General features: G+C 63.1%; 14 protein-coding genes and 1 pseudogene. 9 read left to right on the forward strand and 6 right to left on the reverse strand.

Annotation, left to right across the window (positions count from 1 at the left end):
* Both VNS12_RS01900 and VNS12_RS01905 read right to left on the reverse strand, forming a co-directional pair.
* Positions 1-577 (reverse strand): ABC transporter permease (locus VNS12_RS01900; RefSeq protein WP_414693041.1); only part of this gene is annotated, 577 nt, incomplete at its 3' end.
* Positions 558-2,123: a sugar ABC transporter ATP-binding protein gene (locus VNS12_RS01905; protein ID WP_325486150.1), complete on the reverse strand. Its 1,566-nt coding sequence runs from the start codon at positions 2,121-2,123 to the stop codon at positions 558-560. The genes VNS12_RS01905 and VNS12_RS01900, both read right to left, overlap by 20 nt.
* Positions 2,124-2,304: 181 nt before the next feature.
* Here VNS12_RS01905 and VNS12_RS01910 point away from each other — a divergent pair, with 181 nt between their 5' ends.
* The gene (locus VNS12_RS01910; protein ID WP_325486151.1) at positions 2,305-3,330 is read left to right on the forward strand and encodes a LacI family DNA-binding transcriptional regulator; all 1,026 of its coding nucleotides are present in this window, start codon (positions 2,305-2,307) and stop codon (positions 3,328-3,330) included.
* Positions 3,331-3,341: 11 nt separating this feature from the next.
* On the opposite strand, the gene VNS12_RS01915 is transcribed toward VNS12_RS01910, so the two are convergent.
* The gene (locus VNS12_RS01915) at positions 3,342-3,725 is read right to left on the reverse strand and encodes a hypothetical protein (protein WP_325486152.1); all 384 of its coding nucleotides are present in this window, start codon (positions 3,723-3,725) and stop codon (positions 3,342-3,344) included.
* 218 nt (positions 3,726-3,943) lie between these two features.
* On the opposite strand from VNS12_RS01915, the gene VNS12_RS01920 reads away from it, so the two are divergent.
* The 8 genes from VNS12_RS01920 (at position 3,944) to VNS12_RS01955 (ending at position 11,496) form a co-directional block, all read left to right on the forward strand.
* Entirely contained in the window at positions 3,944-5,479 is a 1,536-nt protein-coding gene (locus tag VNS12_RS01920) for an ABC transporter ATP-binding protein (RefSeq protein ID WP_325486153.1), read from the forward strand.
* Complete coding sequence (locus VNS12_RS01925) at positions 5,476-6,570, forward strand: ABC transporter permease (RefSeq protein WP_325486154.1); 1,095 nt, start codon at positions 5,476-5,478, stop codon at positions 6,568-6,570. The genes VNS12_RS01920 and VNS12_RS01925 overlap by 4 nt, the downstream gene beginning before the upstream one ends.
* Positions 6,563-7,477 (forward strand): ABC transporter permease, encoded by a 915-nt coding sequence (locus tag VNS12_RS01930; RefSeq protein WP_325486155.1) that lies wholly within the window; start codon positions 6,563-6,565, stop codon positions 7,475-7,477. Before VNS12_RS01925 ends, VNS12_RS01930 begins: the two co-directional genes overlap by 8 nt.
* Positions 7,478-7,508: 31 nt before the next feature.
* Positions 7,509-8,582, forward strand: a complete 1,074-nt coding sequence (locus VNS12_RS01935; protein ID WP_325486156.1) for a BMP family ABC transporter substrate-binding protein — start codon at positions 7,509-7,511, stop codon at positions 8,580-8,582.
* Between the two features lie 116 nt (positions 8,583-8,698).
* Complete coding sequence (locus VNS12_RS01940; protein ID WP_325486157.1) at positions 8,699-8,968, forward strand: ribbon-helix-helix domain-containing protein; 270 nt, start codon at positions 8,699-8,701, stop codon at positions 8,966-8,968.
* Positions 8,958-9,302, forward strand: a complete 345-nt coding sequence (locus VNS12_RS01945; RefSeq protein WP_325486158.1) for a type II toxin-antitoxin system RelE/ParE family toxin — start codon at positions 8,958-8,960, stop codon at positions 9,300-9,302. The genes VNS12_RS01940 and VNS12_RS01945 overlap by 11 nt, the downstream gene beginning before the upstream one ends.
* A gap of 94 nt (positions 9,303-9,396) precedes the next feature.
* A complete protein-coding gene (gene ade, locus VNS12_RS01950; protein WP_325486159.1) occupies positions 9,397-11,106 on the forward strand; it encodes an adenine deaminase in 1,710 nt (569 codons plus the stop codon).
* A gap of 63 nt (positions 11,107-11,169) precedes the next feature.
* Positions 11,170-11,496 carry a hypothetical protein gene (locus VNS12_RS01955; RefSeq protein ID WP_325486160.1) on the forward strand — a complete coding sequence of 109 codons (327 nt, stop codon included), beginning with the start codon at positions 11,170-11,172 and terminating at the stop codon, positions 11,494-11,496.
* A 614-nt stretch (positions 11,497-12,110) separates the two neighbouring features.
* Here VNS12_RS01955 and VNS12_RS01960 read toward each other — a convergent pair.
* The 3 genes and pseudogenes from VNS12_RS01960 to VNS12_RS01970 form a co-directional block, all read right to left on the reverse strand.
* Positions 12,111-14,279 (reverse strand): malate synthase G, encoded by a 2,169-nt coding sequence (locus tag VNS12_RS01960; protein WP_325486161.1) that lies wholly within the window; start codon positions 14,277-14,279, stop codon positions 12,111-12,113.
* A gap of 239 nt (positions 14,280-14,518) precedes the next feature.
* Complete coding sequence (guaD, locus tag VNS12_RS01965) at positions 14,519-15,823, reverse strand: guanine deaminase (RefSeq protein WP_325486162.1); 1,305 nt, start codon at positions 15,821-15,823, stop codon at positions 14,519-14,521.
* Positions 15,820-16,208: pseudogene (locus tag VNS12_RS01970) on the reverse strand (urate hydroxylase PuuD); the annotation flags it as partial. The gene guaD and the pseudogene VNS12_RS01970, both read right to left, overlap by 4 nt.

Consider the following 16,208-nt stretch of genomic DNA (forward strand, 5'->3'; position numbering starts at 1 on the left):
CCACGAGAGCAAACACCACCACCGGAACCGGCACGCCCAGCAGATTGCCGTAATAAACCGGCCGATAGGTGTCGCGGATATCGAACGCCAGCGACAGGGTGCCCCCGTCGGCGAAATAGGTGACCAGCGAGCGGAAGATGCCCATGGTGCCCAACGTCACGATAAAGGCCTCGATCTTGCCTTTGGTGGTCATGAAGCCGTTGAGGAAGCCCGCCCCCAGCCCCAGCACCACCGAAGCGACGCATCCCAGGATCACCGTTGCCAGCCCCGTGCCCAGCGTATCGATGGCCGCGTTCATCACGATGATCATCACCCCTGAGATCACCGCCGCCATCGATCCCACCGACAGGTCGATTCCCCCCGCCGTGATCACGAACGTTCCGCCCACCGCGATGATGCCGATAAACGCCGAACGGGTCAGCAGGTTGGAAATATTGCCCTCGGAGATGAAGGCGGGATTGAGCGCAAAGCCCAGCAGGCACAACAGGATCAGCGCAACCAGCGGCCCCAGCGTGTGGAAATCCACATGCAGCCGCCGCCGCGCTGGCTTCACGCCCTCATGCGCTTGCACGGTCATCGTCTCGTTCTCCCTTGAGCCCTGCGGCATAACGCATGATCTCTCCCTCTGTGATCTCGGACCCTTCCAGAATCCCGGTCCGCCGTCCTTCGCGCATCACCACCACCCGGTGCGAGAGCCCGATCACCTCCTGCATCTCCGAAGAGACCACGATGATCGATTTGCCCTCTTTGGCGAGCGCCGCGATGATGTGATAGATTTGCTGCTTGGTGCCCACGTCGATGCCGCGTGTCGGCTCGTCGATGATGACGATCTCGGGCTCGGTCTCCATGGCCTTGCCCAGCATCAGCTTCTGCTGGTTGCCGCCCGAAAGCTGGCCCACCCGCACTGAAGCATCGCGGGCGCGGATATCGAACCGCCGCGTTGCCCGTTCCATCGCCTCGATCTCGCTCGCGTCGTTGAGGAACCCGCCGCGCAGATGCCGCGCCAGCGTCAGCAGTGTCAGGTTCGGCTGCAACCCGATATTGAGCAGCAGCCCTTTGCCCTTGCGGTCCTTGGTCATATAGACCAGCCCCGCCTTCACCGCGTCGCCGATCGAGGTGAAATTTGCCACCTCGCCATGCACACGCACGGCTCCCCCCGTGCGTTCGGCAAGGCCGACAATAGCCTCCATCACCGCAGTTCGCCCCGATCCGATCAGCCCGGAAAACCCGATGATTTCGCCTTTGCGGAGCGTGAACGACACATTGCGCGCGCCCGCCGTGCTCAACCTTTCGACCTCCAGCACCACCGGCGCGTCGACATCGGGTTCGTGCTTGGGCGGATAGAGGTTGGACAACTCCCGCCCCACCATCATTTCCGCAATCGAATCCGGGGTCAGTTCGCCCGTATCAACGGTCGCGATCAATTGCCCGTCGCGCAACACCGTGATGCGGTCTGAAAGCGCCATCACCTCATCGAGCTTGTGCGAGATGAAGACGATGGCGACACCCTTGTCGCGCAACCGGCGCACCTGTTCGAAAAACGTATCGGTCTCCGCCGAGGTCAACACCGCTGTCGGTTCGTCCATGATCAGCACCCGCGCATCGCGGCTGATCGCCTTGGCGATTTCCACCATCTGCTTGTCGGCGACCGACAGGCTGTTGATGCGCGCGTTGGGATTGATCGCAACATGCAGGCTGTCGAGGATGCGCTGCGCCTCCGCCAGCATGTCCCCGCGCCGCAAAAATCCCCACCGGGTCCATTCGCGCCCGAGGAAAATGCTCTCGGCCACCGTCAGATGTTCCGCGAGGTTGAGTTCTTGATGGATGACCACGATGCCGAGCGCTTCCGCTTCGCCATTGGGCGGCAGGCGGATTGGCTCCCCATCGAGCAGGATCGTGCCGGACGTGGGTTGTTCTATGCCAGAAAGGATTTTGATGAGAGTGGATTTGCCCGCGCCGTTTTCCCCGATCAGCGCGTGGACCTCGCCTGCCCGCACGTCGAAATCGACGCTGAACAGCACCGGCACTTCGCCAAAGCTCTTCGATATCCTGCTGGCTGCAAGAATATGCGGCGCATTGGCGGATTCCGCCATCACCTCTCCTCCCCCCGGTTCGGGCCGCATTGCCCCGCGGCTCCTCCCTTATGGGCGAAGTATGTAAACCTTTTCATTCTGCATGTAAAGGTTTACACAACCACTGATCTGTTTAAACCATTGCGCCGATGTCGGGCGCGTCGCGCCCGCCCGCATCCAGTGGACAAGCCGCCTCCCGGAGACCTATTCCGGACCGGCACGGGGGACTTTCTTGAGCGCCGTCAAACCAGCAACCATCGAGGATGTGGCCCAGCTTGCCGGCGTGTCCATCGCCACGGTCTCGCGCGCACTCAACGAACCGGGCAAGGTCGCCGATTCCACGCGCCGCAAGGTGATCGAGGCCGTTGCACAGACCGGCTATACGACCAACGCGATGGCGCGCAATCTGCGCACCCGCCGCTCGAACATGATCCTGATCCTCGCCCCCGATGTGGGCGACCCCAACTTCTCCAACATCCTTGTCGGGCTGGAAACCGAAGCCTCCAAACGCGGCTATGGCGTTCTGATCGGCAATACCCGTCACGACCCCACCCGCGAAACCGATTATCTGCGCTTCATTTCCTCCAATCAGGCCGATGGCATCGTGCTCTTGACCGGCCATCTTCCCTTCGGCCTCGCCCAGGCGCATCCCGCCGCCCGTCTGCCGCCGATGGTGGCGGTCAACGAGCCCATCGCCAATGCGGCCATTCCCTTTGTCGGCGTCGATAATGTGGAGGCGGCGCGGGTCGCGACCGATCACCTGGTCAGCCAGGGCCACCGCGATATCGCCTTTATCGGCCAATCGTCGGGGCGAGTCGTCGCAAAACTGCGCGAAACCGGCTTTCGCACCGCCATGCAGGCCGCCGGGCTGCCCGTCGAGCCCCGCTTCGTGCTTGAGGCCGATGGCACCACCGAAAGCGGCCGCGCCGCCACCGAGCGCATGTTCGTGCGCGATCGCCTGCCCAGCGCCTTCTTCTGCGTCAACGACGCCACCGCGCTGGGGGTGATCATCGCGCTCACCGCGCGCGGCTATACCCTGCCCCGCGATTTTTCCATCATGGGCTTTGACGACATTTCCTTTGCCAGCTTCGTCACCCCTTCACTGACCACCATGAAGCAGCCCCGCCTCAAGATCGGCGAGGCAAGCATGGACCTGTTGCTGGCCATGCTCGAAGGCGAAGCGCCATCCGGACGCGAAATCCTGCTGCGCGCCGAACTGATCCTGCGCAATTCCGTGGCGATGCGCCGCCCCGCCTGATCGGCGCAGTCCTATTGTCCAGCAGGCGGCGTCCCCGGCCCCGCCGGTGCCTCGACCGCGCCGGGCTGAGCCTGTTCGGGTGCCGGTCCCTGCGCCGGAGTGGGCGTCGCGGCCGGAGCAGGCGTCTCCACTGCCTCTGCGGCCTCCTCTTGCGGTGTCGGTGCAGGCTGCGCATCGCCACCCACCGCGTCGTCCTGGGTCTGGACATCATCCAGCGTCAGCCCTCCGCCCACCGTGGTGTCGGTGTCATCATAGGTGGCAAAGCTGAACCAGAGCACCAGTCCCAACGCGATGACCACCGCGATGGTGCCCCACACCAGCGCGCGTGAATTCATCATCCGGCTGTTGCCCTGCCGCATTTCGGTCGTGTTCAAATCGTGCTTGTCGTTGGTCATGGCTGCATCCCTCGTCTGCTGCGTTCCCGTCCGGGTCGCGTGGCAACCCGTCATTGCCTAACGCTGCTGGCGCCTCCAGCGTTCCGCACAACCCCTTCTGTCTGTGGGCAAATCGAAAATAGCACTCAACATTGGCGCGCGGACCTTCTAACGGTCTTGCCTGTCGGCAAGTGTGGCGACATAGTGTTTTGTCCAATTGGTCTAAATTTGGCGAGCAGATGACCGTATCCGGCCCCGAACCAATCCTCGTCCTCAAGGGGCTCACCAAATCCTTCGGGTCCTTCAAGGCCAACGACGCGGTCGATCTCGAAATCTTCCCGGGCGAAATCCACGCCTTGCTGGGCGAAAATGGCGCGGGCAAATCCACCTTCGTCAAGATGCTCTACGGCGCGCTGCAACCCGATGCCGGTGAAATCATCTGGCGCGGCCAGCCGGTGACCATTCCCAGCCCGGCTCATGCCCGCCAACTGGGCATCGGCATGGTGTTCCAGCATTTCTCGCTGTTCGACGCGCTCACCGTTGCCGAAAACGTTGCCGTCGCGCTGCCGGGAGATCAGCCCCTGCGCACGGTGGCCGCCGAACTCGAATCCGTTTCGCGCGAATATGGCCTGCCGCTCAAGGCCAACGCCCATGTCCACGATCTGTCGGTCGGCGAGCGCCAGCGCATCGAAATCGTGCGTTGCCTGCTGGGCCACCCCGATGTGGTCATCATGGACGAGCCCACATCGGTCCTCACTCCGCAGGAGGTCGAGGACCTGTTTGCCGTGCTGCGCAAGCTGGCATCCGAGGGCAAGGCCATTCTTTATATCTCGCACAAGCTTGAGGAAGTGCGCGCCCTGTGCGAACGCGCCACCATCCTGCGCCATGGCAAGGTGGTCGGCACCTGCATCCCGCGCGATGAAACCGCTGCTTCGATTGCCCGCATGATGGTCGGGGCCGACATTCACCAGATTCGCCCCGCCAGGGCGCGCCCGGTCTCGGCGGAACCCTTGCTTTCGGTTTCCGGCCTTTCCGTCGAGGCCCGCGATATTTTCGGCACGCCCCTCAAGGATGTTTCGCTCGATATCTACCCCGGCGAGATCGTCGGCATTGCCGGGATTGCCGGTAACGGCCAGAGCGAATTGTTCGATGCGATTTCCGGCGAACGCCTCTCCGACCGGCCCGAGCAGGTCAAGCTGTTTGGCCGCAATGTCGGCCATGACGGCATTTCCGCCCGCCGTTCCATGGGTGCCGTATTCATTTCCGAGGAGCGGCTTGGCCACGCCACCGTGCCCTCGCTTCCCTTGAGCGAAAACGTCATCCTCACCCGCTATCGGGTCAATTCGGGCCTGCGCTCGGGCTTCTTTCTCAATCGGGGCCGCGCCCGCATCCTGCTCGACAGCATCACCAGCCGCCTCGATGTGCGCAAAAGCGCGTCTGACCCGGCGGCGCAGGCGCTCTCTGGCGGCAATCTGCAAAAATTCATCATCGGGCGCGAGGTGCTGGAAGACCCCAAGGTCATCGTGGTCAACCAGCCCACCTGGGGCGTCGACGCTGGTTCGGCGGCCCGCATCCGCCAGACCCTTGTGGACCTGGCCGCTGGCGGCGCTGCCATCCTGGTCATCAGCCAGGATCTCGATGAGCTGTTCGAATTCACCGACCGACTCGCCGCTATGGCTGGCGGAAGGCTCTCTGCATTCGAGCCGGTGGCTGAGACCAACCGCAATGCCATCGGCCTCAAGATGTCGGGTATTTTCGAAGGGGAGCCCGCATGAGGCTGGAACTGATCAAGCGGGACAATCCTTCGCGGGCCCTGCGCTTTCTGTCCCCCCTGATCGGGCTGGCGCTGGCCGTGATCACCGGCGCACTGATGTTCGCGGTCCTCGGGAAAAACCCGTTCGAAGCGCTCTATGTTTATTTCGTCGAACCGCTCACCGAATTGTGGTCGATCCACGAACTGCTGATCAAGGCATCTCCGCTGATCCTGATGGGGGCAGGCCTGTCGGTCTGCTACCTGTCCAACAACTGGAATATCGGGGCCGAAGGCCAGTTCATCATGGGCGCGCTGGCCGGCTCGATCTTCCCGGTGCTGTTCACCGATATGGGCGGCCCGTTCATCCTCCCGCTCATGATGCTGTTCGCCATTGTCGGCGGGGCGTTGTGGGCTGGCATTCCGGCGCTGCTCAAGGCCCGCTTCAACACCAATGAAATCCTCGTCAGCCTGATGCTGGTCTATGTGGCCGAGCTGATCCTCGATTATCTGGTGCGCGGTCCGTGGCGCAGCCCCCATGGCATGAACTTCCCCGAATCCGTGCGCTTCCCCTCCTTTGCCCGGCTCCCCGAGCTGATGCCGATGGATGGCCGCGCCAATTGGGGCTTCGTTATTGCGGTTGTGGTGGCCATCGGCATCTGGGTCATGCTCAGCCGCACCCTCAAGGGCTTCGAAATCCGCGTTCTGGGCACCAGCCCGCGCGCCGGGCGGTTCGCCGGGTTCGACGCCAAAAAGATGGTGTATTTCTCTTTCCTTCTGGCCGGCGGTTGCGCCGGTCTTGCCGGGATCATCGAGGTCTCGGGCGCAGCGGCGCAATTGCGGCCGTCCATTTCCCCCGGCTATGGTTTTGCCGCCATCATCGTGGCGTTTCTGGGCCGGCTCAATCCCCTCGGCGTCATCGTCGCGGGCCTCGTTCTGGCGCTCACCTATCTGGGCGGCGAAGCGGCCCAGATCACGCTGGGCCTTTCCGACAAGGTTGCCCGGGTCTTTCAGGGGTCTCTGCTGCTGTTCATCCTCGCCTGTGACACGCTGATCCATTACCGGATCCGCCTCGTTCGCACCCCACGCAGCACGGGGAGCACCGCCGATGCTTGAAGCCATTCTCATCACCATCGCCACCGCATCGACCCCGCTGCTGCTCGCCGCGCTCGGCGAACTGGTGGTCGAACGCTCCGGCGTTCTCAATCTGGGCGTTGAAGGCATGATGATCATGGGCGCCGTTGGCGGTTTCATGGGTATGATCGTCACCGGCAACCCGTTCATCGGCGCGCTGATCGGCGTGCTGTTCGGGGTTGCGCTTTCGCTCCTGTTCGCCTTTCTGGTGCTCTCGCTGGCCACCAATCAGTATGCCACCGGTCTGGCGCTCACCATTTTCGGGCTGGGCCTCTCGGGGCTGTTGGGCGAATCCTATATCGGGCGGTCCTCGACCCGGATGCCGGTCCTCAACATTCCCGGCCTCACCGACCTGCCGATCGTGGGACGGCTGTTGTTCGGGCAGGACATCATCTTCTACATTTCCATCGCGCTGGTGTTCGGTGTCGCCTGGTTCCTGTTCCGCACCCGGCAGGGCCTGAAGCTACGGGCCATCGGCGACAACCCCCATTCGGCCCACGCGCTGGGGATCAAGGTCATCAGATACCGCTATCTCGCGGTGATGTTCGGCGGTGCCTGCGCCGGGTTGGCCGGGGCGCACCTGTCGCTGGTCTATACCCCGCAATGGACTGAAAACATGACCGCCGGACGCGGCTGGATCGCGCTGGCGCTGGTGGTGTTTTCGTCGTGGCGCCCCATGCGGGTGCTGGCGGGAGCCTATCTGTTCGGTGCGGTCTCCATCGGCCAGTTGCATGCCCAGGCGCTGGGGATTGCCATCCCGTCCCAGTTCCTGTCGGCCATGCCCTATGTTGCCACTATTGTGGTTCTCGTTCTCATCTCGCAAAATCGGCGTCTGACGCTGCTCGATACCCCGGCCTCGCTCGGTAAGAGCTTTGTGCCGGACCGTTGATCCAACCAGGGGAAAATAGAGGAAGGACCTCATGAAAGCACTTCTCACCAGCCTTGCGACGGCCACTGCGCTCAGCCTGACGCTTGTGCCCGCCGCGTTCGCCCAGCAGGATTCGGTCGAAGCCTGTTTTGTTTATGTCGGCCCCGCCAATGATGGCGGCTGGTCTCAGGCCCATGACGTGGCCCGCCAGAAGGTCGAGGCGCATTTCGGCGATGCGGTCACCACGCGCTATGTGGAATCCATCCCTGAATCGAGCTCCGAGGGTGCCATCGAGCGCATGGCCCGTTCGGGTTGCGATATCGTGTTCACCACCTCGTTCGGGTTCATGGACCCGACCCTGGCCGTGGCCGAGCGCTTCCCCGATGTGCTGTTCGAGCACGCCACCGGCTACAAGACCGCGCCCAACATGAGCGCCTACAATTCGCGCTTCCATGAAGGCCGCTATATCCAGGGCGTCATCGCCGCCTCGGTTTCTGAAGTTGGCGTCGCTGGCTATATCGCTTCGGTTCCGATCCCCGAAGTGATCCTTGGCATCAACGCCTTTATCCTCGGCGCACAGTCCGTCAATCCCGACTTCTCGCTGAAAGTCGTCTGGGTCAATGACTGGCACAACCCGGGGCTCGAAGCCGACGCTGCCAAGGTGCTGCTCGATCAGGGCGTGGATATCCTCACCCAGCACACCGACTCCACCGCCCCCATTCAGGAAGCCGCCGCCCGTGGCGTAAAAGCCTTCGGCCAGGCCTCCGATATGATCGCGGCTGGGCCGGAAACCCAGCTCACCGCCATCATCGACAGCTGGGAGGCCTATTACATTGACCGCGTACAGGCCATCCTCGATGGCACCTGGGAAGAGCAGAACGTCTGGCTCGGCCTCAAGGACGGCATCCTGACCATGGCGCCCTATACCAACATGCCCGATGACGTGAAGGCCCTGGCCGAAGAGACCGAAGCGGCCATCGTCTCGGGCGATCTGGTCATCTATGAAGGCCCGATCAACCGCCAGGACGGCACCCAGTGGCTCGCCGATGGCGAAGTCGCCGACGACGGCACCCTGCTCGGCCTCAACTTCTACGTCGAAGGCGTGGACGACCAGCTTCCGCAGTAAAGCCTGCACACTCAACAAGCGCGGCGGCAGCAATGCCGCCGCGTTCCATTCCACCGCCGCCCTTGACATTATGCTACCAGGTCGTACTTTCCTATTCCACGAAAGGCAGGACCGCCATGAGCGTCAAATCCTCCATTTCCCTGACCGACCAGCAGGATGCCTTCATTCGCCATCTCGTCGAGAACGGGCATTACCCCAGCGTCAGCGCCGCACTTCAGCACGGGGTTGAACTCCTGCGCCAAAAAACCCGCGGCGAGGAAACCGGCATTGAGGCGCTGCGCCTCCTTATCGAAGAGCGGCGGCAGGGCCAGTTCGTGCCCGGCGATGCCATGAAAACCGCCATCACCGATATCGCCAGCCACAAGCGGCGCCTACATGGCGTTTGAGATACGCTTTTCGGCTGCCGCCGAACGCGATTTCGAGCTCATTTTCGACTTTCTCTTCGACAGCTACACTGCCTTCGGCGAATCCGCCGCCGATGCCATCGATCACGCCGAACGACGCGTACAGGCGATCCGCGCCGAGATCGAGGGCCTGACCCGTACGCCCCATATCGGCACGCTGCATCCTGAAATCATGCCCGGCCTCCGCCATGTCACTCTGGGCCGCACCATCGTCTGGTTCGACATACGCGAGCCAGACGCCACCATCCGCATCCTCGCCCTCTATTTCGGCGGCCAGGATCACCTGCAACAAATGCTGGCGAGGCTTCGCCAATAGCACGTTAGAGCAACTGATCTGATTCAATCAGATCGGGAATTGCTCTAGCATGGTTGCCAGAGCGACTTTTCCGAGCCCATCGAGGACCCAGCCAATGACCGACGCCGCCACCCTCGCCCGCATGATTCGCGCCGGACGCGGTCTTGAGCCCGCCGATCTGGTCATCCGCGACGTCCGCCGCCTCGATATCATCACCGGCGAGATCACCCACACCGACATCGCCATCGTCGCCGATCGCATCGTGGGCATCCACGGGCGCTATGAAGGCAAGGCCGAAATCGATGGGGCCGGACGCTTTGCCGTTCCCGGGTTCATCGACACTCATCTGCATATCGAATCCTCGCTGGTCACCCCGCACGAATTCGACCGCTGCGTGCTCCCGCACGGCGTCACCACGGTGATCTGCGATCCCCATGAGATCGCCAACGTTCTGGGCGCCACCGGCATCCGCTATTTCCTCGACAGTGCCGAGCGCACCATCATGGACATCCGGATCAACCTCTCGTCCTGCGTGCCCGCCACCCCGTTCGAGACCGCCGGCGCCCGCCTCGAAATCGACGATTTACTGCCCTTCGCCGATCATCCCAAGGTGATCGGGCTTGCGGAAATGATGAATTTCCCCGGCGTCCTCAACGCCGATCCCGCCATTCTCGCCAAGCTCGAAGCCTTCCAGCACCGCCACCTCGATGGCCACGCCCCCCTGTTGCGCGGGGCCGATCTCAATGGCTATCTCGCTGCCGGCATCCGCACCGATCATGAAGCGACCAGTGCCGGAGAAGCGCGCGAAAAACTCGCCAAGGGCATGGCGATCCTCATCCGCGAAGGCTCGGTCTCAAAAGACCTCGACGCCCTCGCCGAAATCCTCGACGAGAACACCTCCGCCTTCGTTGCGCTGTGCACCGATGATCGCAACCCCCTCGATATCGCCGAGGAAGGCCATCTCGACAATTCCATCCGGCGGCTGATCGCCCTTGGCCGCCCCGTGCATCACGTCTATCGCGCCGCCTCCCATTCCGCCGCCCGCATTTTCGGGCTGAGCGATCGGGGCCATGTCGCCCCCGGCTGGCGGGCCGACATTGCGCTGCTCGATGATCTTGAGGCGTGCCGCGTGTCCGGCGTCATCTCCGGCGGTCGCCCCGTCACTGACGATATCTGGCACACCCGCGCGCCGGTCGCCCCGGTGGGCCTGCAATCGATGAAGGCAAACCCGGTGTCGCCGTCCGCTTTCATCACTGCCCCCAACCCCGGCCATAACGAAGTCCCGGTGATCGGCGTCAAGCCCGGCCTCATTCTCACCTACCGCGAAAGCGCGGCGCTCGCGTCCGACGATATGGGCCTCAAGCCCGATACCGAGGCCGATGTCATCAAGGTGGCGGTCGTCGAGCGTCACGGCATCAATGGCAATATCGGCCGCGCCTTCGTCAAAGGGTTCGGCCTCAAGCGCGGCGCCATCGCCTCGTCTGTGGGCCATGACAGCCACAACATCACCGTCATCGGCGTCACCGACGAGGACATGGCTCTCGCCGTCAACCGCCTGATCGAGATCGGCGGCGGCTTTGCTGTGGCCTGCGAAGGGGAAATCCTCGCCGACCTCGCCCTCCCCATCGCCGGGTTGATGAGCACCGAACCGTTCGAAATCGTCACCGGCCACCTGCGGCAATTGCGCGAGGCCGCAAAGGCGCTTGGCTGCACCCTGCCCGAGCCGTTCCTGCAGGTCTCGTTCCTCGCCCTTCCGGTCATCCCGCATCTGAAAATGACCGATCGCGGCTTGTTTGATGTGGACGCCTTCGATTTCGTGCGCTGAGCGGCCCGTCCCCTCTTCGTGGCCTGGCTTGATCTTGCCGATTTTCCGCTTATCTGATTGCCCATGACCAAAGAGCGCACCCGCCTCGAACGCCTGTTCCTGCGGATTGAATCAAGGTTTCCGCGCATCGGAAAGGTGCTCTATCGGCTGCGCCAGCCCCGCGCCATCTTCATCCGCGTTCCTCTGGGCATCCTGTTGCTCCTGGGCGGATTGCTGTCATTCCTCCCCGTTCTGGGCCTCTGGATGCTGCCGCTCGGTCTGCTGCTGCTATCCATCGATCTGCCGTTCCTTCAACGCCCCCTCAACGGTCTCGTCCTGCGCAGCGAGCGCCGCTGGAAACTCTGGCGCCGCGCCCGCCGTGATCGCAAATTCCCACCCCCAGCGGGCTAGAGAACTAGCTGGGCCATTCCCTCCCCCTGTGGGAGCCGCGCTTGCGTTCTTACCCCACCCCCTGGCGCATACTGGTTCCCGGGTCTTCGCCCGGGATGACCCGTTGGGGCTGGCCATTCGTGTGATCGGTTTCAGGTCCCTGAGAGCTGGTTTACCCAGCGCCTCCCCACCCACCTTCGTCATCCCGGGCAAGGCCCCAGGATCGGTAACCGACAGAGCTTGCGGCCCCTTCCTCACCGCCGCCCCAGCTCTCCTTCTCGCCTTGAGGGTGAAAGTGGCAAGCCCCAAGGGCCAGACGGATGAGGGTGCTGTGAGTTTCTGCTCCCCAGCCACGGTGGTGCTTCCCCCCTCCGTAATTGTGTTCCTTCCTCACCGCTGGCACATACTGGTTCCCGGGTCTTCGCCCGGGATGACCCATTGGGGCTGGCCATTCCTGTGATCGGTTTCAGGCCCCTGAGAGCTCGATATTTTACCCAGCGCCTCCCCACCCACCTTCGTCATCCCGGGCAAAGACCCGGGATCCAGTAACCGGCAGAGTTGCGGCTCTGTCGCCGCCCCCGCCCCCGCCCCCGCCCCCAGCGGAAACACCGCGCCCACGCCAAGCAACAACGCCCCTACTCCGCCGCCTTCTTTTCCGCCCGCTTGGCATGCAGGATCGGCTCGGTATAGCCCGAAGGCTGTTCGGTGCCGCGCAGCGCCAGTTCCAATGCCGCCTGAAACGCAATGGAAGCTTCCGGGTCGTCGCTCATCCGCTCATAGGCCGGATCGCCCGCATTCTGCTCATCGACCACCTTGGCCATGCGCGTGAAGGTGGCCACCACCGCGTCCTGATTGGTCACCCCGTGCCACAGCCAATTTGCAATCGCCTGCGAGGAAATCCGGCAGGTGGCGCGGTCTTCCATCAGGCCCACATCGTTGATGTCGGGCACCTTGGAGCACCCCACGCCCTGATCGACCCAGCGCACCACGTAGCCCAGAATGCCCTGCGCGTTGTTGTCGAGTTCGCGCTGGATCTGCTCCCCCGTCAGCGTGGCCGGATCGAGCACCGGCATCGAAAACAGCTCGCCCAGCGTCGGAATCGGCTCATTGTGCCGGCGCTTCTGCGCCTCGAACACATCCACCTGGTGATAGTGCAGCGCGTGCAGCGTTGCCGCCGTGGGCGATGGCACCCAGGCGCAATTGGCCCCCGCCTTGGGATGGCCGATCTTTTGCTCCATCATGTCGGCCATGTCATCGGGCTTTGCCCACATGCCCTTGCCGATCTGCGCCCGCCCCGGCAGCCCGCAGGCAATGCCGATGGTCACGTTGCGGTCCTCATAGGCCGCCAGCCAGCGCTCCGAGCGCACCTGATCCTTGGGCAGCACCGGTCCCGCCTCCATGGAGGTGTGGATTTCGTCCCCCGTACGGTCGAGGAACCCGGTATTGATGAAAAACACCCGCTCGCGCGCCGCATGGATGCAGGCCTTGAGATTCGCTGATGTGCGGCGTTCCTCGTCCATGATGCCGATCTTGATGGTGTTGTGCGGCAGCCCGAGGATTTTTTCCACCTCTCCGAACACCGTGCAGGCAAACATCACCTCGGTCGGCCCGTGCATCTTGGGCTTGACGATATAGATCGAGCCCGCCGCCGAGTTGGCGCGATTTTTAAGGTCGTGCATGGCGCACAGCGTCGTCACCAGCGCGTCGAGTACGCCCTCGCCGATCGGCACGCCGTCGGCATCGAGCACCGCATCGGTGGTCATCAAATGCCCCACATTGCGCACCAGCATCAGCGCGCGGCCCTTCATCGTCAGCGCCGATCCATCCGGCGCCGTATAGCTGCGATCTGTGTTGAGCCTGCGGGTTACCGTCCGGCCACCCTTTTCAAAGGTGTCTTCCAGATCGCCCTTCATCAGCCCGAGCCAGTTGCGATAGACGCCGACCTTGTCTTCGGCGTCGACTGCCGCAACCGAATCCTCGCAGTCCTGGATCGTGGTCAGCGCGCTTTCCACGATCACATCCGCCAGATGCGCCGGATGCGTCTTGCCGATCGGATGGTTGGCATCGATCACCAGTTCGATATGCAAGCCGTGATGGCGCAGCAGGATACGCAGTTTTTCGCCATCCCGGGCATAGCCGACAAACGCTGCCGGATCGGCCAGCTTCGCCGGTCCGTCCGGGGTTTCGATCACCAGCCGCGCGCCATCGGCGGCTTCGTCCACGCCGTAGCGCGTCGCTTCACCATGCTTGACCCCGAGCAACGGAAACGCCTCGTCGAGGAAACCCGCCGCCCGCGCAAACACCTCGGCCCCGCGCGCCGGATTGTATCCCGCCCCCGGCGCCAGATCGCCCTCGCGCGAAATCGCATCGGTGCCGTATAGCGCATCATACAGGCTGCCCCAGCGCGCATTGGCGGCGTTGAGCGCATAGCGGGCGTTGGACACCGGCACCACCAGCTGCGGTCCGCTCAGCGTGGCGATCTCCGGGTCCAGATTTTCGGTTTCGATCCGGAAATCCTCCGGCTCGTCCTCGATATATCTGATCTCGCGCAGAAACGCCTCATACCCCGCCGGGTCGTTGGCCACCGGCCCGTTCTCCCGATGCCAATGGTCGATCCGCGCCTGCATCGCGTCGCGGATATCGAGCAATTCGCGATTGCCCGGCATATAGGCCGAAACCAGTCCCGCAAATCCGTTCCAGAGCGTATCGGAGGCCACGTCGAGCCCGGCCAGCGCCTCTTGCTCGATGAAATCGGCCAACACGGCATCGATCTGCAAACCGGACCGGATCACATAATTGCCCATGGGAAACTCCTTATCATTTCCAGATCGATAGCGGTCCGACCGCGCTCCGCCAAGCCGTTGCGCAAAACACTTCCGCCATGCGGGAAGGCTGCGGTTATTTTGGCGCCCCCACCGCGACCTTGCCCCAGAAGCCCCCTCGTCCCCAAAAGGGGAGAAAGGTGCGCAGAGGTTCCGCTATCGACAGCGAAGGTGGTTTTCGCACACGCCGGGCATCCATCCCCCGGAGGAGAAGCAAAAGACTAATTCAGCCGAGCCTTCGCCGCCTCGCCCGCGACATAGGTTTCCGCCACCACCCGGTCATCGCCGCAGGTCTGGAGCAGGAACAATTCCTCGGACAGCGTTTCCACCCGTTCCATCTTGAGCGCCATATGCGGCAACGCATGTGCGTCGAGCACGACGATATCGGCCTCTGCCCCCGGCTCCAGCACACCGATCGTGTGTTCCAGAGACAGCGCTCGCGCATTGCCCAGGGTCATCATGAAAAAGCTTTCGATCGGCGACAGCCGCTGCCCACCCAATTGCAGCACCTTGTAACCCTCATCGAGGGTGCGCAGCATGGAAAAGCTGGTGCCCCCGCCCACATCGGTCGCAACCCCGATGCGCACATTGCCCGCCATCATCCGTGCCCGGTCAAACAGCCCCGAGCCGATGAACAGGTTCGATGTCGGGCAGAACACCGCCACCGTTCCCGTCTCCGACATCGCAGCAATTTCGCGGTCGTTCATATGGATGCAGTGGCCCAGCAATGTCTTGGGCCCGAGCAAGCCGTAATGCTCATAAATCCCCAGATAGTCGATCATGTTGGGATAGAGCTCGCGCGCGAATTCGATCTCGCCGATGCTCTCATTCACATGGGTCTGCACATACGCATCGGGAAACCGCCGCACCAGGTCCTGGCTCATTTCCATCTGCTCTTGTGTCGAAGTCAGCGCAAAGCGTGGCGTGATCGCATAGCTCAGCCGCCCCACCCCGTCCCATTTCTCCAGCAGTGCCACCGTCTCGTCATAGCCGCGCTGGGGCGTGTCGCACAGCGCTTCGGGCGCATTGCGGTCCATCATCACCTTCCCGGCGATCATGCGCATATCGCGCCGCTGCGCCTCGGCGAAAAACGCCTCCGCTGATTGCGGATGCACCGTGCAATAGACCGCCGCCGTGGTCGTCCCATAGCGCACCAGCTCGTCGCAAAAGGCCGAAGCAATCCGCGCCGCATGGCTCGCATCGGCAAACCGCTGTTCCTCGATGAACGTATAGGTGTTGAGCCATTCGAGCAGGTCCTTGGCGTAGGACCCGATCACCTGCATTTGCGGATAGTGGATATGAGTATCGATAAAGCCCGGCACGATCAGCCCCGGCCGATGGTCGATCACCTCGGCCTTCGGCGCGGCGAGTTTGAGCGCGTCGTTCCATTCGCCCACCGAAACGATGCGCCCCGCGTCGATGACCACGGCCCCGTCCTCGATATAGCGATAGCTGGCGTGATCGTCCGGCCCCGTCGGTTCGGAAACAAAGGTCAGCACCCGTCCGCGCAGGATTTTTCCGCTCACAGGCCCCGCTCCCCCGTCACCGCTTGATACCACACCACCATCAGCTCCCGCTCATCCTGGGTCATCATCGACACATTGCCCGGCGGCATCGCATCGGAGCGCCCCGCCTGAATGTAGATCTCCCGAGCGTGCTCGGCGATTCTCTCCGGCGTGTCGAGCTTTACGTCCTTGGGCGCCAGCGCCACTCCCTCCCAGAACGGCTCATTGGCGTGGCACATCGCACACCGTCCCATCACCGTATCGGACACCTGCGCGAAATGCGGATCGGCCATGAACGCCTGTGCCTGCCGGCCCGCTGGCCCGGCCTCGCCGCTCACCTTGGGAAAGGACGACAGCCAGATGATGCCGAAAAACAGCATCAGCGACAGCGCAAACGTCCAGTATT

It is taken from the genome of Pelagibacterium sp., assembly GCF_035555455.1.
Lineage (GTDB): Bacteria > Pseudomonadota > Alphaproteobacteria > Rhizobiales > Devosiaceae > Pelagibacterium.

What these genes read in the sequence shown, in the direction of transcription:
- VNS12_RS01905 (WP_325486150.1), bottom strand. Translation starts at nt 2,123, where the DNA reads ATGCGGCCCGAACCGGGGGGAGGAGAGGTGATGGCGGAATCCGCCAAT.
- VNS12_RS01915 (WP_325486152.1), bottom strand. Translation starts at nt 3,725, where the DNA reads ATGACCAACGACAAGCACGATTTGAACACGACCGAAATGCGGCAGGGC.
- VNS12_RS01920 (WP_325486153.1), top strand. Translation starts at nt 3,944, where the DNA reads ATGACCGTATCCGGCCCCGAACCAATCCTCGTCCTCAAGGGGCTCACC.
- VNS12_RS01925 (WP_325486154.1), top strand. Translation starts at nt 5,476, where the DNA reads ATGAGGCTGGAACTGATCAAGCGGGACAATCCTTCGCGGGCCCTGCGC.
- VNS12_RS01930 (WP_325486155.1), top strand. Translation starts at nt 6,563, where the DNA reads ATGCTTGAAGCCATTCTCATCACCATCGCCACCGCATCGACCCCGCTG.
- VNS12_RS01935 (WP_325486156.1), top strand. Translation starts at nt 7,509, where the DNA reads ATGAAAGCACTTCTCACCAGCCTTGCGACGGCCACTGCGCTCAGCCTG.
- VNS12_RS01940 (WP_325486157.1), top strand. Translation starts at nt 8,699, where the DNA reads ATGAGCGTCAAATCCTCCATTTCCCTGACCGACCAGCAGGATGCCTTC.
- VNS12_RS01945 (WP_325486158.1), top strand. Translation starts at nt 8,958, where the DNA reads ATGGCGTTTGAGATACGCTTTTCGGCTGCCGCCGAACGCGATTTCGAG.
- ade (WP_325486159.1), top strand. Translation starts at nt 9,397, where the DNA reads ATGACCGACGCCGCCACCCTCGCCCGCATGATTCGCGCCGGACGCGGT.
- VNS12_RS01955 (WP_325486160.1), top strand. Translation starts at nt 11,170, where the DNA reads ATGACCAAAGAGCGCACCCGCCTCGAACGCCTGTTCCTGCGGATTGAA.
- VNS12_RS01960 (WP_325486161.1), bottom strand. Translation starts at nt 14,279, where the DNA reads ATGGGCAATTATGTGATCCGGTCCGGTTTGCAGATCGATGCCGTGTTG.